Source organism: Geodermatophilus pulveris (genome assembly GCF_900188375.1).
Classification (GTDB): Bacteria; Actinomycetota; Actinomycetes; order Mycobacteriales; family Geodermatophilaceae; genus Geodermatophilus; species Geodermatophilus pulveris.
On sequence record NZ_FZOO01000003.1, the window covers coordinates 233,739 to 255,893 of the forward strand.

The 22,155-nt window shown below is 69.3% G+C and carries 23 protein-coding genes and 1 pseudogene; 11 read left to right on the forward strand and 13 right to left on the reverse strand.

The window, feature by feature from the left end; all coding sequences use genetic code 11:
* Positions 1 to 35: 35 nt before the first annotated feature.
* On the forward strand, positions 36 to 941 hold the full coding sequence (locus CHB98_RS07785) for a pentapeptide repeat-containing protein (protein WP_143425005.1): 906 nt from the start codon (positions 36 to 38) through the stop codon (positions 939 to 941).
* Between the two features lie 164 nt (positions 942 to 1,105).
* On the opposite strand, the gene CHB98_RS07790 is transcribed toward CHB98_RS07785, so the two are convergent.
* Complete coding sequence (locus CHB98_RS07790; protein ID WP_089305033.1) at positions 1,106 to 1,567, reverse strand: phage major capsid protein; 462 nt, start codon at positions 1,565 to 1,567, stop codon at positions 1,106 to 1,108.
* 239 nt (positions 1,568 to 1,806) lie between these two features.
* On the opposite strand from CHB98_RS07790, the gene CHB98_RS07795 reads away from it, so the two are divergent.
* The 3 genes from CHB98_RS07795 to CHB98_RS21505 all read left to right on the forward strand — a co-directional run bounded on the left by CHB98_RS07795 (position 1,807) and on the right by CHB98_RS21505 (position 5,725).
* Complete coding sequence (locus CHB98_RS07795) at positions 1,807 to 3,696, forward strand: S8 family serine peptidase (protein ID WP_089305034.1); 1,890 nt, start codon at positions 1,807 to 1,809, stop codon at positions 3,694 to 3,696.
* 66 nt (positions 3,697 to 3,762) lie between these two features.
* Complete coding sequence (locus CHB98_RS07800) at positions 3,763 to 4,107, forward strand: hypothetical protein (protein WP_089305035.1); 345 nt, start codon at positions 3,763 to 3,765, stop codon at positions 4,105 to 4,107.
* Positions 4,108 to 4,114: 7 nt separating this feature from the next.
* Positions 4,115 to 5,725 (forward strand): M14 family zinc carboxypeptidase, encoded by a 1,611-nt coding sequence (locus tag CHB98_RS21505; protein WP_179224301.1) that lies wholly within the window; start codon positions 4,115 to 4,117, stop codon positions 5,723 to 5,725.
* Positions 5,726 to 5,960: 235 nt separating this feature from the next.
* On the opposite strand, the gene CHB98_RS07810 is transcribed toward CHB98_RS21505, so the two are convergent.
* Both CHB98_RS07810 and CHB98_RS07815 read right to left on the reverse strand, forming a co-directional pair.
* Entirely contained in the window at positions 5,961 to 6,926 is a 966-nt protein-coding gene (locus CHB98_RS07810; RefSeq protein ID WP_143425007.1) for an IS481 family transposase, read from the reverse strand.
* Between the two features lie 209 nt (positions 6,927 to 7,135).
* Positions 7,136 to 8,319, reverse strand: a pseudogene (locus CHB98_RS07815) (IS701 family transposase).
* A gap of 226 nt (positions 8,320 to 8,545) precedes the next feature.
* Between CHB98_RS07815 and CHB98_RS07820 the strand changes: the two are divergent.
* The 4 genes from CHB98_RS07820 (at position 8,546) to CHB98_RS07835 (ending at position 12,507) form a co-directional block, all read left to right on the forward strand.
* Positions 8,546 to 9,457: an IS5 family transposase gene (locus tag CHB98_RS07820; protein ID WP_089305037.1), complete on the forward strand. Its 912-nt coding sequence runs from the start codon at positions 8,546 to 8,548 to the stop codon at positions 9,455 to 9,457.
* Positions 9,458 to 10,848: 1,391 nt separating this feature from the next.
* Positions 10,849 to 11,202 carry a hypothetical protein gene (locus tag CHB98_RS07825; RefSeq protein WP_089305038.1) on the forward strand — a complete coding sequence of 118 codons (354 nt, stop codon included), beginning with the start codon at positions 10,849 to 10,851 and terminating at the stop codon, positions 11,200 to 11,202.
* Positions 11,203 to 11,392: 190 nt separating this feature from the next.
* On the forward strand, positions 11,393 to 11,749 hold the full coding sequence (locus CHB98_RS07830) for a hypothetical protein (RefSeq protein WP_143425009.1): 357 nt from the start codon (positions 11,393 to 11,395) through the stop codon (positions 11,747 to 11,749).
* A 197-nt stretch (positions 11,750 to 11,946) separates the two neighbouring features.
* Positions 11,947 to 12,507: a response regulator transcription factor gene (locus tag CHB98_RS07835; RefSeq protein ID WP_245820997.1), complete on the forward strand. Its 561-nt coding sequence runs from the start codon at positions 11,947 to 11,949 to the stop codon at positions 12,505 to 12,507.
* Positions 12,508 to 12,549: 42 nt separating this feature from the next.
* On the opposite strand, the gene CHB98_RS07840 is transcribed toward CHB98_RS07835, so the two are convergent.
* From CHB98_RS07840 to CHB98_RS07850, 3 genes are all read right to left on the reverse strand, one after another.
* Positions 12,550 to 13,242, reverse strand: a complete 693-nt coding sequence (locus CHB98_RS07840) for a hypothetical protein (protein WP_143425011.1) — start codon at positions 13,240 to 13,242, stop codon at positions 12,550 to 12,552.
* 206 nt (positions 13,243 to 13,448) lie between these two features.
* Complete coding sequence (locus CHB98_RS07845; RefSeq protein WP_089305042.1) at positions 13,449 to 14,378, reverse strand: DUF6895 family protein; 930 nt, start codon at positions 14,376 to 14,378, stop codon at positions 13,449 to 13,451.
* Between the two features lie 30 nt (positions 14,379 to 14,408).
* The gene (locus CHB98_RS07850; RefSeq protein ID WP_089305043.1) at positions 14,409 to 14,600 is read right to left on the reverse strand and encodes a hypothetical protein; all 192 of its coding nucleotides are present in this window, start codon (positions 14,598 to 14,600) and stop codon (positions 14,409 to 14,411) included.
* 1,471 nt (positions 14,601 to 16,071) lie between these two features.
* Between CHB98_RS07850 and CHB98_RS07860 the strand changes: the two genes are divergently transcribed.
* Positions 16,072 to 16,464 (forward strand): hypothetical protein, encoded by a 393-nt coding sequence (locus tag CHB98_RS07860; protein ID WP_089305044.1) that lies wholly within the window; start codon positions 16,072 to 16,074, stop codon positions 16,462 to 16,464.
* A 786-nt stretch (positions 16,465 to 17,250) separates the two neighbouring features.
* Here CHB98_RS07860 and CHB98_RS07865 read toward each other — a convergent pair.
* Positions 17,251 to 17,712, reverse strand: a complete 462-nt coding sequence (locus tag CHB98_RS07865; protein ID WP_089305045.1) for a YdeI/OmpD-associated family protein — start codon at positions 17,710 to 17,712, stop codon at positions 17,251 to 17,253.
* A 102-nt stretch (positions 17,713 to 17,814) separates the two neighbouring features.
* Entirely contained in the window at positions 17,815 to 18,018 is a 204-nt protein-coding gene (locus tag CHB98_RS07870; RefSeq protein WP_089305046.1) for a hypothetical protein, read from the reverse strand.
* A gap of 234 nt (positions 18,019 to 18,252) precedes the next feature.
* Between CHB98_RS07870 and CHB98_RS07875 the strand changes: the two genes are divergently transcribed.
* On the forward strand, positions 18,253 to 18,705 hold the full coding sequence (locus tag CHB98_RS07875) for a DUF5709 domain-containing protein (RefSeq protein ID WP_089305047.1): 453 nt from the start codon (positions 18,253 to 18,255) through the stop codon (positions 18,703 to 18,705).
* Between the two features lie 36 nt (positions 18,706 to 18,741).
* Here the strand turns inward: CHB98_RS07875 and CHB98_RS07880 are convergent, their stop codons facing one another.
* The 3 genes from CHB98_RS07880 to CHB98_RS07890 form a co-directional block, all read right to left on the reverse strand.
* The gene (locus CHB98_RS07880; protein WP_179224304.1) at positions 18,742 to 19,428 is read right to left on the reverse strand and encodes a GAF and ANTAR domain-containing protein; all 687 of its coding nucleotides are present in this window, start codon (positions 19,426 to 19,428) and stop codon (positions 18,742 to 18,744) included.
* A 194-nt stretch (positions 19,429 to 19,622) separates the two neighbouring features.
* Entirely contained in the window at positions 19,623 to 19,949 is a 327-nt protein-coding gene (locus CHB98_RS07885; RefSeq protein ID WP_245820998.1) for a hypothetical protein, read from the reverse strand.
* A gap of 28 nt (positions 19,950 to 19,977) precedes the next feature.
* Complete coding sequence (locus CHB98_RS07890; protein ID WP_089305050.1) at positions 19,978 to 20,259, reverse strand: flagellar FlbD family protein; 282 nt, start codon at positions 20,257 to 20,259, stop codon at positions 19,978 to 19,980.
* A 219-nt stretch (positions 20,260 to 20,478) separates the two neighbouring features.
* Here CHB98_RS07890 and CHB98_RS07895 point away from each other — a divergent pair, with 219 nt between their 5' ends.
* Positions 20,479 to 21,174: a response regulator transcription factor gene (locus CHB98_RS07895; RefSeq protein WP_089305051.1), complete on the forward strand. Its 696-nt coding sequence runs from the start codon at positions 20,479 to 20,481 to the stop codon at positions 21,172 to 21,174.
* 125 nt (positions 21,175 to 21,299) lie between these two features.
* On the opposite strand, the gene CHB98_RS07905 is transcribed toward CHB98_RS07895, so the two are convergent.
* Together CHB98_RS07905 and CHB98_RS21510 are read right to left on the reverse strand one after the other, a co-directional pair.
* On the reverse strand, positions 21,300 to 21,959 hold the full coding sequence (locus tag CHB98_RS07905; RefSeq protein ID WP_179224306.1) for a response regulator: 660 nt from the start codon (positions 21,957 to 21,959) through the stop codon (positions 21,300 to 21,302).
* On the reverse strand, positions 21,956 to 22,093 hold the full coding sequence (locus tag CHB98_RS21510; RefSeq protein ID WP_179224308.1) for a hypothetical protein: 138 nt from the start codon (positions 22,091 to 22,093) through the stop codon (positions 21,956 to 21,958). The genes CHB98_RS07905 and CHB98_RS21510 overlap by 4 nt, the downstream gene beginning before the upstream one ends.
* Between the last annotated feature and the right edge of the window lie 62 nt (positions 22,094 to 22,155).

The window sequence follows — 22,155 nt, forward strand, 5'->3', positions numbered from 1 at the left end:
AACGGGTGCCGCACAACTTGAGCCGCGAGGTGAGGATGAGCCGTCCCGAGAGCTACGCCGACCATGTCATGGCGACCCCTCGAAGAGATAGCTCGTATATGGCCAGTGCTACGAACAAGGGCCAGTCCAGGCTGGGGTTGCATGGTCGGGATCTTGTGATCGCCCTCTTAGTCGCGCTACTAGGCGTCGGCCTGACGTTTCTACTAGACAATTTGATAGCACGTCGACAGGCGGACTTGGACAACCGCATCGCCGAGCGGCAAGAGAAGTTGGACAGTGAGATCGCCAATAGACAAGAGGTGCTTGAGAATCTGCGCTTTGTCAGAGAAAGGGCTGGGGATCCGAACAGCTTCAAGCCATTCTCTGGCCTTAATTTGGCTGGAGCCAATCTCAGAGGGCTCAGACTTGACTGCCCCACACCTGAAGGACCCACATGCGCCGACTTCTCAGGGGCGATTCTGACAGATGTTGACTTCGAGGGTGCTAATGTATCGAACGCCACTTTCGAGGGCGCCAGGCTTCAACGTGCTCGCTTCTTCGCAGCCACCGCCATCGGGGTTGAGTTCTGGAGGGCCGACCTGCGAGAAGCGAGTTTGGATAGAACCTCATTCAGCGACGCAAGCTTCGCTAACGCCAACCTCACCGGCGCGGCCATCGTCGCAGCCTCTATGAATTCAGTTAGCTTTGAAGAGGCGAACCTGACGGGTGTGTTTCAGAGTCGCAGCTCCTTTGCTGGGGCCAACATGAGAAACGCGACGCTAGTCGGAGTGGACTTCGCTCGCCGCTCCGTGCTCAATGGCGTGGACCTGAGTGGAGCAAATCTCAACGGCGCAATTCTTACCGGCGATTACCTGCCTCCGGATCTCACCAACATCTGCTACTCGCCGGACACTCTTTGGCCCGAGGGTTTCACACCTCCAGCCCCTGTTTGTCACGACTGAGACCTACCGGGCTTTAGGGCCACCGCCCGACCTAGTTCGGTCCGTCAGCTTGCGACCAGCCGGATGCGGACCAGAGCGGCCGTGTGTGGGAAGCCGCAGCCGACCCGGCAAGTGGCCCGGACGGCGACCCCGGTCGGAGGTGAAGGACACCAACCGGTCGGCCCTCACCTCGGCGTCGCGCCGGACGGCGGTGACCACCCGCTCGGCGGGCAGCCCCACACCATGCCGACCCGGCCCTCCGAGGGGGGCAGCGGCACCCCGAAGACCGCCCGGCGGATCGGCTGGGTCGGGTCGGGCTGGAGCAGTGGCCTACCCGACCCGGTGGCCTCCATCTGAGCCAACACCAGGGCGGTGGCCGGGTTGGTGACGAAGGCGGTGATCTGCGCGCCCACGTTGGCGGCGAGCATCTGCGCCTCAGCGAAGGCATCCAGGTCGGTCGGGGCGGTCCCGGTGGCGATGTCTTGGACATTGCCCGCGCCGATGGTGAGGCTGGCCAGCCCGTCGGGCTGCTCCCGGCCGTTGGCGGTTCCGTCACCGAAGAAGGCGGCGTCGACCTTGCGAGCGATGTCGCGGGCCAGGCCCCGCCCGACCTCGGCGGTGGCCTCGGGCGAGCTGTCCTCGGCCAGCTTGCTGTGGGTGAGTTGGTCTCACTCCGGGCGGATCCGATCCGAAGCAGCGTTCGCCGCTCTTGACCAGCAGGACCTCACGACCTCGACTCCGACGACAGCCGGGCAGGGTTCGTGACCGTGCTCGTCTTCGACCCGGATCAGGTCGGATCGGTGCCGAGGCCCCTGCATTGATGGTGCCGTGACATCTCGGTGACGTCGGCACGGCATCGTTTCCTATCACGGTGAAGGGAGCAGCGATGGAGCGCGAGTACTTCGTCCGTGGACAACGCAGGACCGTGGAGGCGCTCGACGACATCGTCGCGGTGAAACTGACTCCGACCGACCGCGCCGATGCCGGTGCTGCGGTCGAAGCTCTGGGCACCGAGGCAAGGGTGGAAGACGAGGGCATGCCCTCGGACGAGGTCGATGCCTTCCGCAATGCTCAGTGGGTCTTTGTGGCGCGCTCGCCGGAAGCCGAGCGCGCGCTGGAGGATCCTTCGGCCGTCGACTACGCGGAAATGGCCGGCAAACTCGTCAAGCGGCCGAACGGACGGTTCGGCGTCGTCACGAAACGGCTTACCGTGCAGCTCCGGGAGGACATGTCTGAGGAGGACGCCGATCAGGCGCTCGCTGAGCGCGGTCTGCAGCAGCTGAAGCGGCTGCGCTTCGCTCCCAATCTGTTCGAGGTGGACACGACCGTTCACGAGGACGCGCTCTCGGCTTCGGTGGACCTGACCGGGGACCCCCGGTTCACACTGGCCGAACCGAGCCTCATCGAGCATGTGCCAGGGCGCGTGACCCCGACCGATCCCAGGTACGGGGAACAGTGGCAATGGTCCAACACGGGGCAGGACGGGGGGACACCCGGCGCGGACGTGCACGCCGAAGGTGCTTGGGACCGCACTCTCGGCGCAGGTATCCGCGTGGCGGTGATCGACAACGGCTTCAACGCGGCTCACGAGGACCTCCAGGCTGGTGTCGTCGCTGAGTCCGGGTTCTTCCAAGAGGCGGGCCCGGGCCCGGCCGTCTTCGTGCAGGGCACCGCTGGCATGCCCGGCAGCAACCACGGAACCTTCTGTGCGGGTATGGCCGGCGCCCGCCACAACAACGGCCGCGGCGGGTGTGGCGCGGCTCCTGAGTGCGGATTGATGGTCATCGCTTGCCTGAACGACCAGGTGGGGACCCAAACCACACTGGCCGAGGCGGTCGCCTACGCGGCCAATCCCGCGACCGAGATTCCCGGAGCCGATCCCGCCACGGGGGCAGACATCCTCGTGTCGAGTCTTGGGCCGAACGGCGCGGCATGGGACTTGACCGTCGCCCTCCAACTCGCCGTGGAGGGAGCTGCCGCCCAGGGCCGTAATGGGCGTGGCCTGGCCATCTTCTGGGCCGCCAGCAACGGCAACAACGTGGACATCCTCCAGGACGAGGTCGTCTCGCATCCGGACGTCATCGCCGTCGTTCGATCGACCAGGCAGGACCTGGAAGACAACGCGGCACGCGGCCCGGAGGTCGAACTCATCGCGCCGGGTGTCCAGGTCGTGAGCACGACCGGCAATGGCGGCTACGGACCCGGGACGGGGACGAGTTATGCCGCGCCGGCCGCGGCTGGGTGCGCTGCGCTCGCGCTCGCGGTGAACCCCGACCTCACCCGCGATGAGCTGCGCCAGATCATGCACGACTCTGCCGACAAGATCGGAGGCGTCGTCTACGACGGGAACGGCCACAATGACGACTACGGCTTCGGTAGGGTGAACGCCCAACGGGCCGTGGCGCTGGCCGAGAGCTCGCTGCCCGCTGCGCAGGCCAATGCGGTCGCCCTGGTGCGGCAGACGCCGGGGTGGGGCACGATCCCGGTGGCGTTCGCCACCGGCGACGGCGGCTGGACGATCACCAACGGCGCGGCGCCGAACTTCATCCCCGACTGGGCGCACCAGCCCGGGGTGCGGCTGGTGGCCGGGGACTTCAACGGCAACGGGCTGACCGACATCGCGCTGGTGCGGCAGACGCCGGGGTGGGGCACGATCCCGGTGGCGTTCGCCACCGGCGACGGCGGCTGGACGATCACCAACGGCGCGGCGCCGAACTTCATCCCCGACTGGGCGCACCAGCCCGGCGTCCGGCTCGCGCCGGGGGCCTACAAGTGACGGGCGTCGGCCGGCGGGGTCAGGGGTGCCAGCTCGCCACCGCGCTCGACGCCGGAGGGGAACCCGGTGACCGATGACATGACCGGCGACGAGTGGACGGCCGAGCCGGTGTTCCGAGTGCGGCTGGAGGCCGAGAGCCCGTCCGCCCTACGCGCCTTCCTCGACGAGGTCCAACCCGACGTGGGCTGTCGGCCCGTGGCCAGCCGATCGGCCTCCGGATTCGTCATGGACGTCTACTTGCCGGAGTCGCGGCTGGAGAGCGCGCGATCCAGCCGTGCGGCTCCGCGGGTGTCGATGACCGTCCTGGAGAACGCGACCGAGGTGGGACGCGAACGCCAGGCCGACGTCGGTGAGGGCAATCGATTCGCCGCCAGGAGCGAGGTCCCTCGAGGACTGGGCCGGAAGGAGTGAGTGACTCGTGGCCTACCTGAACGCCGTGGAGATCGAGTCCGCGCTGCAGAACCTCGCCGCCGCGTACCCCGATGCAGCAGAGCTGGTTCCGTGTCCTCACCTCACTCATGAGGGGCGGCGGACCCACGTCCTGCGGGTGGGGACGTCGGATGCCACGGACGTGGACGCCGTCCTCCTCCTCGGTGGCGTCCACGCCCGTGAGTGGGTGCCGCCGGACGCGTTGGTCTCCTTGGCCGCGGACCTGCTCGAGGCGTTCAGCCTGGGCACGGGGCTGGGCTACGGCGGCCAGAAATTCTCCTCCGCCGAGATCCAGCAGATCATGGGGACCATCAACCTCCTCATCTACCCGTGCGTGAACCCGGACGGGCGCCAGCACAGCCAAACCGTGGATGCGCTCTGGCGCAAGAACCGTCGCCCGCATCTGGGCGGAGGCAACTGCATCGGCGTGGACCTGAATCGCAATTTCGACTTCCTGTGGGACCATCTCGCCAAGTTTGCGGGGGACTCCGGGGTCAACACCTCCGCGAACCCCTGTGACCGGTTCGTCTTCCGCGGTCCACACCCCGCCTCGGAGCCGGAAACGCGCAACGTCGTCTGGGTCTTGGACAATCATCCCCGTATCCGCTGGTTGGTCGACGTGCACAGCGCCGTCCCGGTGATCTTGCACTCCTGGGGCAGCGATGAGAACCAGACGGCGCGACCGGAGCAGACCTTCCTGGCCGCCGCATTCGACAGCGTGCGAGGCCGTCGGGGCGACACCGCGTATGGGGAGTACATCACCCAGGCCGACCTGGACGTGATCACCGCTCTCTCGGCTGGGGTGAACGACGCAATTCTAATGGTGCGCGGCGATGACTACGGCTTTGAACAGGCCTACGGGCTCTACCCGACGTCCGGCGCCAGCGACGACTACGCGTTCAGTCGTCATTTCGTCGACCCCGCCAAGGGGAAGGTCTACGGCTTCACCATCGAATGCGGCCGCGTCTTCCAGCCAGACCTGACTGAGGCCGAGGGTGTCATTCGTGAGGTCAGTGCGGGACTGTTGGCGTTGGGCCTTGCCGTGGCGGCCAATGCTCCCAGCTCCCTGTCTTCAGCGGAGAAGGCCACCGACATCGCGCTGGTGCGGCAGACGCCGGGGTGGGCGACGATTCCGGTGGCGTTCGCCACCGGCGACGGCGGGTGGCGCGTGACCAATGGTGCGGCGCCGGCGTTCATCCCCGACTGGGCGCACCAGCCCGGGGTGCGGCTGGTGGCCGGGGACTTCAACGGTGACGGGCTGACCGACATCGCGCTGGTGCGGCAGACGCCGGGGTGGGCGACGATTCCGGTGGCGTTCGCCACCGGCGACGGCGGGTGGCGCGTGACCAATGGTGCGGCGCCGGCGTTCATCACCGACTGGGCGCACCAGCCCGGGGTGCGGCTGGTGGCCGGGGACTTCAACGGTGACGGGCTGACCGACATCGCGCTGGTGCGGCAGACGCCGGGGTGGGCGACGATTCCGGTGGCGTTCGCCACCGGCGACGGCGGGTGGCGCGTGACCAATGGTGCCGCGCCGGCGTTCATCACCGACTGGGCGCACCAGCCCGACGTCAGGCTCGCGCCTGGGGCCTACACGTGATCCGGCAGGCGACCCAATGCGGGTGAGACGGGCGGCGCGGCGCTCACCGGGTCGATGGCGCCTCCCGCAGGGGTGAGGTTGGCGCACCGACATCGCTGCGGCTTGGTCGCGCTGGCGAGGATGTTGCGCACGGCCAAGAACAAGTGAATGTAGGCAACAGCAAGGTGCCTATAAGCAAGGAGGGGTGAGCCATGCCTTACGACCCGCCAGGACAGGCCCTAGTTGTACCCGGCCATCAGGTTGGTGCCAGGCGGCTGATCGGAGGACGACCGCCGAGTGCACTGTGGCGGCGCTGAGTGTTGTAGTGCTCGATCCAGGGGGCAAGGGCTGCGGCGCGCTCGTCGTTGCTGGTGAAGACCTGGCGGTAGGCCCACTCGCTGACCAGGGTGCGGTTGAGGCGTTCGACCTTGCCGTTCTGCCAGGGGCAGTGCGGCTTGATGAACTTCTGCCGGGCTCCCAGCGCGGTGATGACCTCGCGCAGCGACCACCGGTAGGCCCAGGCGTTGTCGGTCATCACCCGCTCGATCCGGTCGATGCCGTGGGTGGCGAAGTAGGCCGCGGCGCGGGTCAGGAAGCCGGCGCAGGACACGCCCTTCTCGTCGGGCAAGATCTCGGAGTAGGCCAGCCGGGAGTGGTCATCGACCAGCGAGTGGACGTAGTCGTAGCCGACGGTGGTGGCCCGGTCGCGGCTGGTACTGCCGGCGGCGCGGCCGTGCGCGCGCCAGCCGCCGCCGTCGGGGATGCGGGCCAGCTTCTTGACGTCCATGTGCACCAGCTCGCCGGGCCGGGACCGCTCGTAGCGGACCGCGGTCGTCTTCGAGGACCGGATCACGTGTCCGGTCATCGGGTCCAGGGCGGCCAGCCGGGGCTGTCCGCGGCGGACCAGGACGCGGGAGACCGTGCGGGCCGGCACCCCGAGCTCGGCGCCGATCCAGGCCGGCCCGCGACGCTCACGGCGGCGTAGCTCGACGATGCGGTCCTCCACCTCCGCGGCGGTGCGCCGTGGGCTGGTGTGCGGGCGGCTGGACCGGTCGGCCAGCCCGGCCTCGCCCTCGGCCTCGTATCGGCCGATCCAGGTCCGCACGCACTTGCGGGAGATCCCCATCGCCGCGGCGATGTGCGCCTGCTGCCACCCGGCCCGGTGATGGGCGACGATCAGCTTCCGGCCGTGCACGGTCAGCCGGGCATTACCGTGGGACACGAGAACCTCCGAGCGGATGTGGGCCTTCGACAAGCCACACCCCACTCGGAGGTTCTCCTTCATTCAAGCCAGCCCGCCGTCACCAACGTCCTGGCTCGGTACACCTAGTACTGCTTCGTTAGGTCGGCGCTCTCGGTCGGTGTCCGACGGGTTGGCCGCAGACGGTGCAGCGAGCAGTGCCTTCAGATGGCGCAGGACCGCATACAGGCTCAGGCCGGCGCAGCCGCTCTTGGGTCGGTGCGCAGCCGGGTGAGGAACAGCTGGGCGGCGGTGACCAGGGTGACGTGCCGATGCCACCCGGCGAAGGTGCGGCTCTCAAAGTGGTTCAGCCCGAGGGCGGTCTTCAGTTCGCGGTAGTCGTGTTCGATCAGCCAGCGGATCTTGGCCAGCCGGACCAGCTCGGCCAGGGGAATGTCCTTCGGCAGGGACGAGAGCCAGTAGTCGGTGGGCTCGGCGGCCGCGGGTGGCCATTCGGCCAGCAACCACACCGCCGGCAGCGAGCCGTCCTCGGCCAGCCGCCCGGTCGGTCGGCGGCCGGCCGGCCGCACCCGTAAGGCAAGAAAATGCGAGCTCATCGGCCCGCGTGAACCCTCCCGCCAGGTCAGCTCGACGGCCGAGTCGCGGCCGGCGGCCAGCACGTGGGCGCGCAGGCCGACCGGTTTGGTGCGGTAGCGCGGCAGGAGGTGTCGGCCCCGCCCGGAATAGGGATTGACCTCCGGCACCGCCTCGGCCGGAAAGGCGGTCAGGTCACCGTTGACCCCCATGATGTAGGCCCAGCCGCGGGCGTCGATCCCGGCGCGGAAGTCGGCGTTGTTGCCGTACCCGGCGTCGGCGACCGCCACCGGCGGGGCCAGCCCCCAGCCGGCCAGCTCATCGAGCATGTCCAGCGCCAGCCGCCACTTGGCCCGGTGCCGCTGCTCATCAGCAATGACCGCGCGGGCCCGCCGGGACCGGATTGCCGCTGCGTCCTGCGGGGTGGCCGCCTCTCGGTCATCCCAGCTGGGCGGCAGGAACAACCGCCAGTTCAGCGGGCAGGAGGCGAAGTCGGTCACCGCGGAGATCGACACCCCGATCTGGCAGTTGCCGACCTTGCCCAGCGTGCCGGAGTACTGCCGGGCCACCCCGGCGAGGCGGTGCCGTCCTTGACGAACCCGGTGTCATCGACCACCCACGCCTCCGGCGCGATCACCGCCACCGCCCGGCCGGCCAGCCGCTCCCGCACCGGCTCCACCGCCCAGGTCGACGACGTGACGAACTGCTGCAACCCCTGCTCGTCCACGCCGAGCCGCGCGGCCATCGGCTGCATCGACTTGCGCCGCCCGTCCAGCAGCAACCCGCGCACATACGTCGCACCCTTGTCCCGCTGATCACGGCGGGCCAGCGGCGCGAACATCTCCGCCGCGAACTCCTCCAACCGCCCCCGAACGGCGGGCCAGCTCCCCCGGAGTCATGCCTCTATCGCAGCGCCCGAGCCCGGTCAGACAAGACCTAACGAAGCACTACTAGGCCGTGTTTGAGAAGTCGCTCGGCGCGCTGATCGGGCGTGTTGGTGCCGGGACGTAGGCGAGGTCTCCGGTAGAGGGATCAACGACCAAGAAGACCCTCACCACGGAGACCTCGTGGACGGCACCCTACCGGCCGGTGCCCGCCACGACCTGACCGACGAGCAGTGGCTGATCCTGGCGGCACTGCTCCCGAGCAGGCCACGGACGGGCCGACCTCGCCGCTGGACGCTGCGGCAGTTGATCAATGGCATCCGCTTCCGCACCCGCACCGGGTGCCCGTGGCGGGATGTGCCCGAGCGCTACGGCACCTGGCAGTGCGTCTACGGGCTGTTCCGGGCCTGGCAGCTGGCCGGGCGCTGGGCAGGCATCGAGACCGCGCTGCAGGCTCTGGCCGACGAGCTCGGGTTGATCGACTGGACGGTGTCGGTGGACTCCACCGTCAACCGAGCTCACCAGCACGCCGCTGGTGCCCGCCGCCGTCCCGAGGTGCAGGTCCAGCCGCCGGTCGGCGAACCGGCCGACCATGCGCTGGGCCGCTCCCGCGGCGGCCTGACGACCAAGGTGCACCTGGCCGTCGAGGCCGGCCGCAAACCGTTGGCCACGGCGCTCACCGCCGGGCAGGCCGCCGACAGTCCGCAGTTCATGGTGGTGCTGGGCCGCATCCGGGTGCCGCGACGATCCAGGCCCGGACGGCCTCGGTCCCGGCCGGATCGGGTGCTGGCCGACCGGGCCTACTCCAGCCGCGGCAACCGCGCCTACCTACGTCGACGCGGTATCCCGGCGACCATCCCGAACAAGCTCGACCAGCTGGCCCACCGCCGCGCGAAGGGCTCGGCCGGTGGCCGGCCACCGGCCTTCGACCGGGACCGCTACCGGCAGCGGCACGCCGTGGAGTGCGGCATCAACCGGCACAAGCAGAACCGCGCCTTCGCCACGCGGTACGACAAGCTCGCCGTCCGCTACGACGCCACCGTCGAGATCACCAACATCAACATCTATCTCCGCGACTTATCAAACAGGGCCTAGTCGCCCAACCCGAACGCCTCGGCCACACCGTAGTCCTCGACCCGGTCGCCTGACCGAAGCTGCAGGCCGGGCTCCGCCTGGCCCGCGCCGACGCGCCTGGAACATTCCTGTTCACGGAACTGTAATAGCTCGCGATCTTGGCGCCTCCGGTGGGGAGAGCCGCCCCGCGCAGGATCAGCATACCTTTGCTCGTTACGCCTGTGTACGGCATCGCGGCGTAGAGCGCGGCCTTGCGGGGAGACCGGCGGGGATTCATGTCCATGACGTGCGCCGCGGGGCCGTCAAGCACCGATGACATCGCCGTAGGCCCGGGCGTCACATCAGGGGCGCAACCGGCTGCGTGTTCGAGCCCGCGGCACCCCGTACATAATTTGCAAGCTCTCGATTATACGGACAGCCCTGCGCGTGGTCGTTAACACGCCCCTGGCACTACCGTGCAGTTGTTCCCAAATGCAGGTGTTTGCGCGATACATTTTGTCCACGCCCAGGCGAACCAGGTTTTGTAGGTTACACTCCTGCGCAGAGTCCCATCTTGGTATATGCGACAGCAATAGTAGCCATCAGCTTGGTCTTCACCGCTTCCCTCGGCAGCTTCAAGTGGTCCTCGCTCGCTTCCCTCCAGTTCTTCTGTCTCAAGAAAGCTCTTCAATTCATTCCATGGACGCTGCCATTCTGTTCCGAGCGAGTGAGTTGCCTCCAGCTCTTGAAAGCGCTCCGTTAGCTTCTCGAATTGCTGGAGGTGTCGCATAACCATCTGCATTTCCTCCGCACTTAAGACTGCCGTGTTATTCTCTTTGTCTATCTTCATGTCAACCTCTCATTCATGCCGTTAAGGCAAGCCTCATCGGCATCGGTGTCATCTTCGGTCGTTATGCATGCGAGCCTCACCCGGCGTGCTTCAGCAGTCATCGCAACTCCCGGTCTGCGCCGCTGATGGACGCAATAGGACTCGAAGGCAGTCCGGAGGGATTAGAATGCTCCTCCATGAGCCACTTCCAGTGCTACATCGGGCCCGCTCCCCGGACGCTACGGCACCAGGAGTCACTGAATCATCACCGCCGCATCACCAGCGCCTGTCCCACCATGGCCCCAGTTTGAGTCAAGGAATCCCGCCGGCAAGTAGCGCGCAGACAGGGCCGAGGAAACAAGCGCTGGCCCGCTGCACGGTCGAGCAGGCTACGTAGCGGCGGCGTGGGGTGCGGGCTAGGCGCGCGACCGAATCAGCTTCGCCGCTCCTTCCGGATGGCCTCTAGGCCAGCCAACCCCAGATCACCAAGTCGGTGACAGATCGGTGACAATATCTTTGACATCGCGGTGACGCGACCTTGGGACCCTGGTTGCGGCGGACCGGCCGGTCCGCCGCAACCAGGCGACAAGGGAAGTGACGACCCATGCCCAAGCACGCAACATTCGACGACGACGCCATCCGCAAGGCTGTGGAGTCCCGGCGTGCATTGTTCGCCGGGGACTATGGCCGCCGCTCCCTCACGCAGACTGTCAGGAGAGGCACTGCGGAGACCCGCGCCGCCGTCTGCGCGGAGGTGGAGGTGGAGGGTGGGTCGATCGTCGTGGACCTACCGTGGCCACTGCCAGACGTCGCCATCCCGCTGCCGATTCCCCTCCCCGACGCCACCCTCGTGCGTGTCTGCTTCGACATCATCTGGGATGGGTGGTGGCCCGATGGTGCGTGCATCCGCGTGTACTTCGGGGGCGAGCAAATCGTCAGCGAGTGCTTCTACTTCTAGCTGATCCACCGGTGCTGGCACCCCCTAGCGAGGGGTGCCAGCACCGTCCTCCTTGCCCGTGCACTGAGAGCAGCAGCCTTGCCAATCCGCACGGCCGTGTGGCGTGTCGTCCCAAGTGACGAGTGACGAGTGACGATGATCAGGACCCCGTGCTGCGGCCGGTCAGGCTCCACCGTCGCCACATCGTCAAATGTGGTCGGATTGGTGCCGAGGCCCTGCAGGCACCCGCACCATCGGCGGTGTCGACGCGCTGCTCGGCGAGGTCGCCGATGATCTCGGCGTGGAGCATCCGGTGTCGCTTTACCTCAGGGCGGCGCGGACTGTGCCGCTCGCCCAGCCCTTCAAGGTGCTGACCGCCGACTCGGCGGCGGTTGAGGTGCTCGACCCCGAACCCGACATGGTCGAACGGGGGCTGGGCCCGGTCGTGCGGTGGTTCGAGGCGGCGGCCGACGCTCTGGGCCACATCCAGTATGCAGGCCCGGAGCGTCGGTTTCAGGCGCCCTCGACAGGGCGTGACCGACCGGTGACGCCAATGTCACGATACTGAGTCTTCCGTCCCGCATCAGCCGAAGTGAAGGCCCCGACGGGCGGTGCAGCTGCCCCGTTCCGCCTGGGAGGAACAAGATGACTCTGTGGTCATCGCAGCCACGCGCGTCGCCCATCCCCCTTCGCGGTAGTCGACCCCTGGTGACGAAGGACGTCACCACTGCTCGGCTCCTGCATCACACCCTCCACTGTGCCCACGTGGCCATCGTGATGATCAACTCAGGCGTCACCACAGGCTGGTTCATAACGTGGCAGAGGGAGGCCTGGGAGGTCAACGACCGGATCTCTGGCTACTCATCGCTTGACACCGCACTTGCCCGGCGACAACCGTCGAAGCCGGGCACAGCATTTCTGTGGTCGAGCTCGCCGGGGGAGACGCTAAGAGCTGTTTCCCCTCCCGACCTCGTCATACCCATCCTTCAGGAGCGGGATCGATCGATTGCTTGGGTGCTCGGACGCTTGAAAGGTCACTTCTCAAACGAGGAGGTGGGACTGGCGACGCTGCTCATCCCCGGCCTCCTGACGCGGGTCCGCTGCGTCAGCACCGAGGCGCCAACAGCGACGCGCAGCGAGTTGACCGCCCGTGAGAACGCGGTGCTAGACCTCATGGCCGCGGGGCTCACCAACCGTGTAATCGCTCGGCAGTTAGGCATCAGCGAGCGGACAGTGCATAAGCACGTCCAGCACATATACCAGAAATTGGGGTGCCACGACCGACTTTCGGCCGTCCTCTTGTCCACGCGTACATCGGTTCCCTGAGGTGAACCGCACACGACGAAGCTGCGACCGTACTGGCGCTCGTCAGGCAACAGGTGTGGAGAAGTCTCGGAACACGTTACTTCCAGGGCGCAGGACCTCCTTCAACGCCCACAGGACCCCCACGGTCGTCGGCAGCGACAACTGGTGAGCCGGACAGAGCGCCTCACCGCGCTGAGCAATCTTGGCTGCCTCGATACCGAAAAAGCCGATACTCCCGTCCTCGCACTGCTGATCGGCAAGGAATTGGGCGATCACGCCCATTCGCGTGGGATCCCCTGCCCCGAGGTATGTGACCGTCCTCAACACGGTGGCTCCAAACTCCAGGTCGTACGCGGACAGAGACTGCATGCTGACGGCAAGGAGGAGATCGGACAGCCGCGGGTAGGTTCGCGCGCACGGGACAGCACCCCAGGCGGTCGCGGAAGCGATCTGCGAGCACATCCGACGTATGCGTTCCCGGGACGCGGAGAGAATCTCCATCGGTCGCAGGCCGGCAGCGTCCACCGGAGCGGGGGCTACGAGCCAGGAGCCGGTCCCGTACCCCAGTCGATCGAGCAGCACAGCATAGGCCACGAAGTTGTGCGGCACCCGCTCCCCGGCCGGTATCGCTGCGGCAACCTGTCGCGCCAGCAGCACCATGGCCGGATCCGCCTCATGACCGTGCGCCGTGAGGATGCCGTGTGTGAGAAGGGCAAGTTCGACGTTCAGCCCGCCCCGCTCCACCAGGTCACCCATGTGTCGCTGTGACTGGCTGGCGACCCGATGGAGAGTTCGACGCAACGCCTGCCCACTGTCCGCGGTAGGGGCAGTTGAGTGGCATATCCACGTACCCAGGGATGCCTGCATCAAGAAGAGCAGGTCGTCGGGACCGTCGCACTTGTCGGCCGTACCCGCCAACCAACTCGTCGCGGATTCCCACGAGGGTACGGCCACAGCGCTCCTCACGACGCATCACTGCTTGGATCGGACCCGCGAGGCGGTGGGCATAAAGCTCCCACGAGTGCCGCAACGAGAGTGGTGTGGTAACAATTTCCAAAGACGTAGGAATCGCCCTCTTCTTCACCCGACTTGAGCGCAGTACGGTGTGCCTCCTCGCGGTAATTCGGCCCCGGAACAACACCCTCGCGCCATTGTACCGCCTGCAGAGTCTCCCAGCCGGCAACGTAGAAGTCGGAGTCGACGCCGTCGAGACAGTACGCGGACAGCAGCAATTCACCCACCATGTCGTAATTGCCCCGGTGAATCTGCATGCCCAGGAGTTGATGGACGGTCGCGCAGGCGAGCCGCCTCCTGGCGCTTGTCAGACCCCGTGGCACGAGGCGCCCGAAGTCGGTCAGAAAAAACAGTGTGTGTGTGATGCTGTAAATGTCATAGTTGGTGAGCCGTATCGGATCCACGTCTCGCCCCAGATTGCTCATCCTCGCCAGTGTTGTGTACGAAGGAAGTCGATGCCGAAGACCGACGCTATCCAGCATGCGTCTCAGTTCCAAGAGGCGATGAGGTGGTCGCTCCGCGAACAATGCATTGCTGCGATCGCACATACTCTGGAGCACCTCAATGTCGACGCGGGACGACAGTCCGGCCTCTTGTAGCGCACTGACCACGAGGACGTGCGGAAGTAGGGCGTCGTTGACCCTCCTCAAACGGTGGGTGAAGAGCTGGTGGCTCTCGACAGACTGCAGGACCGCGAGGAGTGGCTCGACGTCAACCTGGTCACAGGCTCGTCGGAGTACCAGCTGCCGGCACAAGAGGGCCAGCTCGCCGAGCGCCTGATCCTCTTCCGGCGGCGGATCCGGATCGATACGGAATATGTCGAACCGGTCACGGTTGACGTCCAGCCACTCCAATGCCCCGCACAGCAACTGGTTCACGCGTCGGCGCAGTCAGGGCTGTCTGTGCACCTACTGCTCCTTTACTACGACGCAGTAGTTGTTGGTGCAGACAAAGATCCGCTGCTCAGCTGCCCGCGGCTGGACTTCCGACACGAGCCTCTGTACCAGGCTGTCGATGTCCGTGATCCCGTTCTCGGTGAGCTGTCGCTTCAGACCCTCGGTGTCGGAGGCAGCTGCCTGTCCTCCTGAATACTCGGTCATCGTGCGTCCTCTCTGCCTGTGGGAGTGACACGTTCAGCTCCGTAGGTCGGAATGGTCAGTCCTGTCCCGATCTACTTCTGTCACTGGAGCACCCGTGGCAAATTAAGCGTGGCAGGCAGAGTACGGATGTCAAGGCACTGGGCGCCGGGTACGCAAAAATGCGTACTGGGCAAGCGCAGGCCCCAAATGTCGGAGGCCCAGCAGACAAACCGGCAGCCCTCGGGCGGGGTAGAATAAGTGGGTCTTTCCCGAGGGTCGATGTTGTCGCTTGCATTTGATCATGGAACTCACCTGGCGCTGGCGGCCACGGTCTGGCGGCCGACGTGCGGTTCCGGCGGAGTCGGTCGGCCAGGTGGTACTGCTCGGCGAGCTCGGGCTCAAGGGCTCCGTGGGCATCGTCCGGGGTGTGCTGCCGCCCGTGCTGGCCACGGCCACGGGTACGGGCACAGGCGGGACACCGGACGGTGGTAGTTGTGCCCGCGGCTAACGCGGGGGAGGCAGCCCTGGAGGGGAGCGTCGAGGTGCTCGCCGCCGGCCCCCTGGCCGAGCAGATCGCTCACCTCAGGGGCCGGGCGGCGTTGCCCCGCCACGCCCGGCGGCCGCTACGGCCGGTGCTGCGCGAGTCCGACCTGGAGACCGTCGGCCATCTCATCGCAGGCATGAACGGAAAACGGCTTGGGCACGATGCTGATCCTTCCAGCGAGGCCGCAGCCTCACAGGCAAGGAGTCAACCGAATCGGGGGCAGTCCCGTCCGGCCTGGGCTCACTGTGACGTGCGCCGGACAGCGCTCAACGCTCATGCGGGTGCACAGGTTCGCCCGCCTGAACGGTGGCGGACCACTCGAACCAGGCCCGGCCGCGCAGGTCGGGAACCTCAACGGGGCCCTCCACGATCAGGGTGGACCAATCGGGGTAGGCCCCGTCGGCCAGGGCCATGATGCGCAGCCGTCCACGAAGCCCGGCTGTCGCTCGTGCAGTGTCGGAGGACGGCAGCGCGGCGGCCGCTCGGTATCTCATGGTTGGCAGGGTCTTGGAGGCCGACGATGTGTTGGTCACGGTGTGTCACTCGGCCGAGTCGCTGACCGTGTCGGATCACTCCACCGGGCGACACCAACGACGTGATGCCCCGCGTGCGCCTGCGCAAGGAGCGCCGCTACGACTCGCCGCGAGAGGTCGAAGTTGAGCAAGACGGTCGATGGTGCCGCCGGCTTCCCGTTCCGGTGGCTCCTGTGCGACGGCGGCCGGGGATGGAGGCCCAGGTCGGGTACACGCGGCAGCACGACTGGGGCTTCGGTAAGCACCCGGAATCCGTGCCGCCGGAGCGGCTACGAGTGCACTCGCCATGATTCTCCCGCCCGCCAGGAACCCGGCCTAGCCTGGTTCCGCCACGGCTTCTTCCCCATGAGGCGGACGCAGGTTCGGCTCCATGCCCGAGGCCACCAGCCCCCATGGGGAGGGAGGACCGAGAGCCGTGAGCCTCGAGAACCGGCTCACCGCCGCCCAGCTTGCCGCTCTGACGCCTGGCGACACCGTGACGATCGAGTCGGCCCCGGACGTTCGTGGCACCCGCTGGGCCGTCGGGACCGTCATCCGCGTCGGCGCCGCTGAGATTGTGGTCAAGAGTCGGGGCCGGCGCGGCACTTTCGTCGAGCGCTACGGGCGCCGGGACGGCATCCGGCGCAGCGGGAGCCCCGCCGAGCTGGTGAATGCCGAGCCGACCGAACCGGCCACAGCGGAGCAGCGCCGGGAGGCGCAACGGATTCACAGCCTCTACCGGGCCTGGAGCCGCAACCGCGCCGACGTCGACACCCTCCGGCAGTTGCACGCCGCCATCGGCGATTACCTGCTCACCCGGACGGGCTGACCGCGTGATCTTGCCCGGCGCCTCTACCGACTGTGCACAGGCCTGTGACGACCCGCCGCCGAGCACTCCTCACACGACACATGGCTCATGGTCCAAGGAGCTGGACTCGGACACATGCATCTGCGACAACATGTCGCTCGCGATCTTCCTCGCGCGGCTGGCGGTCCGGCCTACTCAATAGATGCGCGGCCCTTCGAATGAGGGGCACGTGCTGCGTGCCGCCCTCCGACCTCGCCAAAGCCGGCGGGGAGGACGGCCCCCGAGGTGGCCCAGTCACGCGCCGAGATCAGCCGCCTGCGGGCCCACACCGCCTGATTACCCGACCGGGTCGCCCGCCGACGACCGCACGCGGGGCCCGCGTCGTCCACCCGCCAGCCACTTCCGCGGCCAGCGGTGGTTGCAGTTCTGGTTGCAGTTGCGGTGAATCCGTGGCTGTTCGCCTCCGTCCGCTGCTGTCTCGAAAGGTGTCGAACCCGCTGGTCAAAGGGCCATCATGGACGCTGACGGACCACCATGAACGCGATCATGACGGCCTGGCAGTGTGGGGGTCAGGGGTTCGAGTCCCCTCAGCTCCACCCCGACGACCAGGCCGTTCTCCTTCTGGAGGGCGGCCTGAGTCGTCCCTGGGAGCGGGCCGGGACATGGGGCCCAGTTGGATCAGGGTCGCCCGCGACGCGATCGTCGCCGACGAGCAGCTGTCCTCCTGGATCGACGCGGCCATGGACGACGACGCCAGGGCCGGCGCGAGCGGTCGGTGACCGATCCGGGGAAGGGGCGGCCGGCCGGTCAGCCGTTGCTCGTGTCGGCGACGCCGCGGCGGGCGTCGTCCACCGTCAGCGCGATGCGCCTGGCACGGGTGGGCGGGGTCCGTGCGGAGGCGATCCAGCGGAGGGTGTTGCGGCGGGTCGAGGTGGGGGACGCCGCGAAGTGGTCGCCGGCCGGGGGACCGGCGGCGAGGGCGTCGGCGAGGTCGGCCGGGACGACGAGGGCGTCGACGTCGTCCATCGCGTCCCACATGCCGGTGGCGCTGGCCTGCTGGACGGACGCCGCGCCCGCGGGCTGCATGCGCCCGGTGGCGGGGAGCCGCTCGGCGCGGTCCTCGTAGGTCCTGGGCCACGGCTGGGTGCGCCGCGGGCTGATGAGCTGCGTGGTCCGCTCGTCGTCGAGGCGGCGGCGGATGCCGTCGATCCAGCCGAAGGCGACCAGATGGTCGAGGACCCGCTCGTGCGGGACGTACCTCGTGGGCACCGACTTCTTCCAGGTGACCAGCCGGACGGCCTCATCCCGGCCGGGGCGGCCATCACGCCGTCCCCCGGCCGGGTCCGCGGGAGCGGAGGGAGGCGCGCGTGCTCACCGGGACCGCTGCTGGCCCCGCGCGACGAGGACGAGACCGCCCACGACCACCACGACCGGCACCCACGACGGCAGACCGAGCGGTCCGAGCAGCAGGCCGACCACGGAGACCACGACCTGGAAGCCGACGATGAGGCCGACCGCGACCAGCACCCAGAACAGGACGGGCTGCTCGGCCTGCAGCCGGCGCAGGTAGCTCATGGCGTCTCCTCGGTCGGATCGGTCGGCGCGGGTCCAGGACCCGATCACCGGCCACGTCGGCAGTGCGCGGTCCGGACCGGAGCTGCCCGTGCCCCGGGGAACGTCCCCCGGTGACACCGGCGTTCCCGCCACCGGCAGCCGTGTCCCGCACGAGGACAGCCGGACGCGCCATCCTGAGGGTGCGCTCGCGGGCGTCGCGCAGGACGACCCGGTCGCCGGCAGAGGGGGTTCGCGGTGGATCCGTTCCTGTACGGCTCCGACGGCACCGATCCCGAGGAGGACTCCGGCGTGCTGGAAGCGCAGGACACCCTCGAGGACCTCGACGGTGTGGGAGACACCCTCGACACGGGCTGGTCGCCCGCGGAGCGCCCGTGGGCGGTCGCGGACTGGGGCACCACGGAGCGGGAGGAGCTGGCCGGGGAGAGCCTGACCGGCCGCCTGGCCCGCGAGGTGCCCGAACCGCAGGAGGTGGACGGCGACGGTCTCGGGGACACCACGGACACCGACGGTGAGCTGGTGGACGACGAGGTCGGCGGCTCGCGCGCGGGCAGGCTGGTCGAGGCCGCCGACGAGGGGTGGAGCGACGTCGAGTCCGAGCTGCACGCCGTCGACGTCGGCATCGACGCCGGCGCCGCCTCCGCCGAGGAGGCGGCGGTGCACGTCGTCCCGGACGGGGAGGACCGGTGACCGCGTGCCGTGACGCGACCGTGCCGGCCGCCGGCGTCAGCGGCGCCGCGGTTGCGGGTCCACCCCGGTCTCGACCAGCCGCCGGGCGACCTCGGCCAGCTTGACGTTGCCGTCCTGGGAGACCGTGGCGAGCAGCTCGAAGGCCCGCGCGGCGGTGACCTTGTGCCGCTCCATCAGGATGCCCTGGGCCTGGCCGATCACCGTCCGGTTGGCCAGCGCGCTCTCGAGGTTCTCCCGGTCCAGCGTGCGGGTGTAGGCCACCGTGGCGTGGGCGGCGAGGCCGCCGGCGAGGGCGACGGTCTCGTCGTCGAAGGCGTCCGGCTCCCGGCCGTAGACGTTGAGGGAGCCCAGCCCGACCTCGGCGGTGGCCAGCCGGAGCGACAGGATGCTGCGCACCCCGAGCCGCCCGGCCACCTGCGCGCCCCAGCCGCTCCAGCGGCCGTCGGTCAGCAGGTCACGGGAGTGGACGACGTCCTGGTCCCGGGCCGCGTCGATGCACGGGCCCTCGCCCCGGTCGTACTGCAACGCGTCCCCCGCGCCGGCCACGTCACCGGAGACCGCGACCGTGGTCAGCCGGCGCCGTCGGTCCAGCAGGGTGATGCTGGCGGCCGCCCCGGGGACGAACCTCCGGGCCAGGAGGACCGCACGGTCGAGCACCTGCCGGGAGACCGGTTGCGCGTGCAGCTCGCGGGCCAGCAGGTCGAGGACGTCCCCTGTGGACACGAGGGGTCCACGGGAGGGACCGGTCATGGTCGGCTACCACCTGTGCTCGGCGGCGGCGACCTCCTGGGCTTGAAGTCCGTGCCGCGCGACTGGATCGATTGTCCCCGGACGCCGACGGGGCGTCCACTGCACCCCGGCCGGAACGCCCACGTCACCGGCGGGTGGGGGCGCCGGAGAGAACCGGGCCCGGGTGCTCACCCGCCGGGGGAGCGGTGCCTCTCGGCACGGTGCATCCGGTGGTGGACCCACAGCACCAGGCAGCGCAGGGCGGCGAAGCCCTCGGGGGAGGCGTACCCCTGCTCGAACCGGGCGGCCTCGATCAGTCGGTCGCCGTCGACGGACCCGCCGGCGGCGAACCGGGCGAGCACCTCCCCGGTCAGCGACCGGCTGCTGTGGAGCCGGCCGATGCCGAGCGCCACGGCGTCCGACACGGTCAGGCTGTACGGCGGGTGCTGCAGGGCGGCCCGGCGGTCGAGCACGTGAGTGACCTCGCTGCGGACCTGCGCCTCCGTGGCGGGCACCCCGCGGGCGGTGACGTCCACCGGCCGGTCAGGACGGCCGGAGCGACACCACGGGCGCCGGGGCCGGGGTGTCGTGCCGGCCGGGGCCCAGCGGGTCGGCGTCCTCGCCGCGGTCGAGCAGGTAGCAGGCCGCGATGTCCCCGGCGCGGTCCTCGACGATGCGCCGGATGACCTGGTCGACCGTCTCGCGGACGCAGTACGTGCTGCCGTCGGTCGTGACGACGACGGTGTCCGGACCGGCCTCGACCCGCTCGATGTGGTCGGGGTCCAGGCGACAGTGCTCGCCGGTGCGGCGGGTGACACCGATCATCGCGGTCCTCCTGCTGGGCGGGGCATCGGGCCCCGGCGGCTCCCTCGGGGGTGAGGTGCCGGTCGCTTCGGCGTCGCCGGCGCCGGTCTTGAGCCCGCACGGCGGCCCCGCCCCGTCCGGGTGAGGCCGGCGCGCCTCGCTCAAGGCGCCCGGGAGCGCCGCCGATCACCCGGTCAGGTGACGCCGCCCGGCGTCACGCCGCACGCATGGGGAGACGTCGTGTCCGAGCATTCCGTGCTGGTCGTCGAGGACACCGAGGAGATCAGGGAACTGGTCTGCACGGTCCTGCGCCGGGCCGGGATGCACGTCCGCGCGGTCGCGTCCGGGGCGCAGGCCCTCACCGAGGTGCGCCGCGCCGTCCCCGACGTCGTCGTCCTCGACCTCGGCCTGCCGGACGCCGACGGCACCGAGGTGTGCCGGCAGATCCGCGCCGAGAGCGAGTGCTACGTGCTGATGCTCACCGCGCGCGCCGAGGAGGTCGACCTGCTGATCGGGCTGGCCGTCGGCGCCGACGGGTACATGGCCAAGCCGTTCTCGCCGCGGGAGCTGGTCGCCCGCGTGCAGGCCATGCTGCGCCGCCCCCGCGTCCCGGCCCCGGTGCCCGCCCCGGCCGAGTCGGTGGTGCGGCTGGCCGAGCTCGAGGTGGACGAGGACAGCCGCGAGGTCCGGGTCGACGGCGCGGTCGTCGACCTCACCCGCACCGAGTTCGACCTGCTGGCGGCGCTGGCCTCCCGGCCGGGCCGGGTGCTGCAGCGTGAGACGCTGCTGCGCGAGGTCTGGCGGACCGACTGGGAGGGCAGCGTCCGCCTGGTCGAGGCGCACATGTCCAACCTGCGCCGCAAGCTGCAGGCCGCGGGGCTGTCCTCGCCGGAGATCCGCACCGTGCGCGGGGTGGGCTACCGGTTGGTGTCCTGACGCCCACGGGCATCGTCGCCCGACCCACTCCCGATCTGCGACACGACAACGGCCCCGGAGCCCCCGAACCGGCCGCAGCGCACCCGCCCCGTCCCCGCGAGGCATCCGCGAGAAGAGCGGACCCCTCAGTGGGCGGCCACGGCGGCGAGCTCGACGACCAGCTCGTGGGCGAGGACGCCGCGCCGGGCGTCCTGGGCGATCGCCCGGCACACCGCGGCGACCTCCGGGTGGCCCAGCTGCGCGCTGGTGCCGGCCAGCGTCGCGGAGGCCTGCGCGAGGGCGGTGACGTCGCCGGCCCGCGCACCGTCGGCGATGGCGGTCAGCCGGCCGGGCAACGCGGCCGCGTAGAGCCGCTGCAGGCGGTCCGTCAGCTCGGCGTCGTCGTCACCGGGCAGGTCGGCGGCGCCGGGGCCCTGCGGGGCGCCGGCCCGGCGGTCGAGCAGGGTCAGCAGCAGGCCGGCGTCCACCGGCTTGGGCAGGCAGGCCAGGGCGCCGGCCTGCAGGGCGGCGGCCCGGTCCCGGGCCCCGGCGTCGGCGGTGACGGCGAGCAGGTGGGCGCGGCAGCCCACCAGTCGCAGCCGCCGCAGCAGCGCCGGCGCCTCGCCGGCGGGCACGTCGAGGTCGGCGACGACGAGGTCCAGGTCGCCGCGGCGGGCCAGCGCGAGGGCCTGCCGGCTGCCGGCGGCCTCCCGGACGTCCCAGCCGGTGACCCGCAGCAGCCCGGCGACCAGCGTGCGGCCGGTGACGTCCGGGCCGACGACCAGGGCGGTCGGGACGGCGCTCACGGCGCGTCCGGCCGGCTCGGCCGCCAGGTGCCCGACAACGCGGGGGTGGCCGGCTGGGTGGGGTCGATCTGCACGGTGCCGGTGGTGAGGTCGGCGGCCACCGGGGTGGTGGTGCCGGCGCGGGTGCTGCTCATCGGGGTCTCCTGCCTCGGACCGGGGTCGGGGTGGTCCGGCGACGGGGACGAGCGTGCGGGGC

Bases quoted from the DNA above. Each gene is read 5' to 3' on its own strand.
- CHB98_RS07870 (WP_089305046.1), bottom strand. From the start codon at position 18,018: ATGAGCTACCTGCGCCGGCTGCAGGCCGAGCAGCCCGTCCTGTTCTGG.
- CHB98_RS07830 (WP_143425009.1), top strand. From the start codon at position 11,393: ATGTGGTCGGATTGGTGCCGAGGCCCTGCAGGCACCCGCACCATCGGC.
- CHB98_RS07890 (WP_089305050.1), bottom strand. From the start codon at position 20,259: ATGATCGGTGTCACCCGCCGCACCGGCGAGCACTGTCGCCTGGACCCC.
- CHB98_RS07795 (WP_089305034.1), top strand. From the start codon at position 1,807: ATGGAGCGCGAGTACTTCGTCCGTGGACAACGCAGGACCGTGGAGGCG.
- CHB98_RS07825 (WP_089305038.1), top strand. From the start codon at position 10,849: ATGCCCAAGCACGCAACATTCGACGACGACGCCATCCGCAAGGCTGTG.
- CHB98_RS07840 (WP_143425011.1), bottom strand. From the start codon at position 13,242: ATGGGTGACCTGGTGGAGCGGGGCGGGCTGAACGTCGAACTTGCCCTT.
- CHB98_RS07785 (WP_143425005.1), top strand. From the start codon at position 36: ATGAGCCGTCCCGAGAGCTACGCCGACCATGTCATGGCGACCCCTCGA.
- CHB98_RS21510 (WP_179224308.1), bottom strand. From the start codon at position 22,093: ATGAGCAGCACCCGCGCCGGCACCACCACCCCGGTGGCCGCCGACCTC.
- CHB98_RS07850 (WP_089305043.1), bottom strand. From the start codon at position 14,600: ATGACCGAGTATTCAGGAGGACAGGCAGCTGCCTCCGACACCGAGGGT.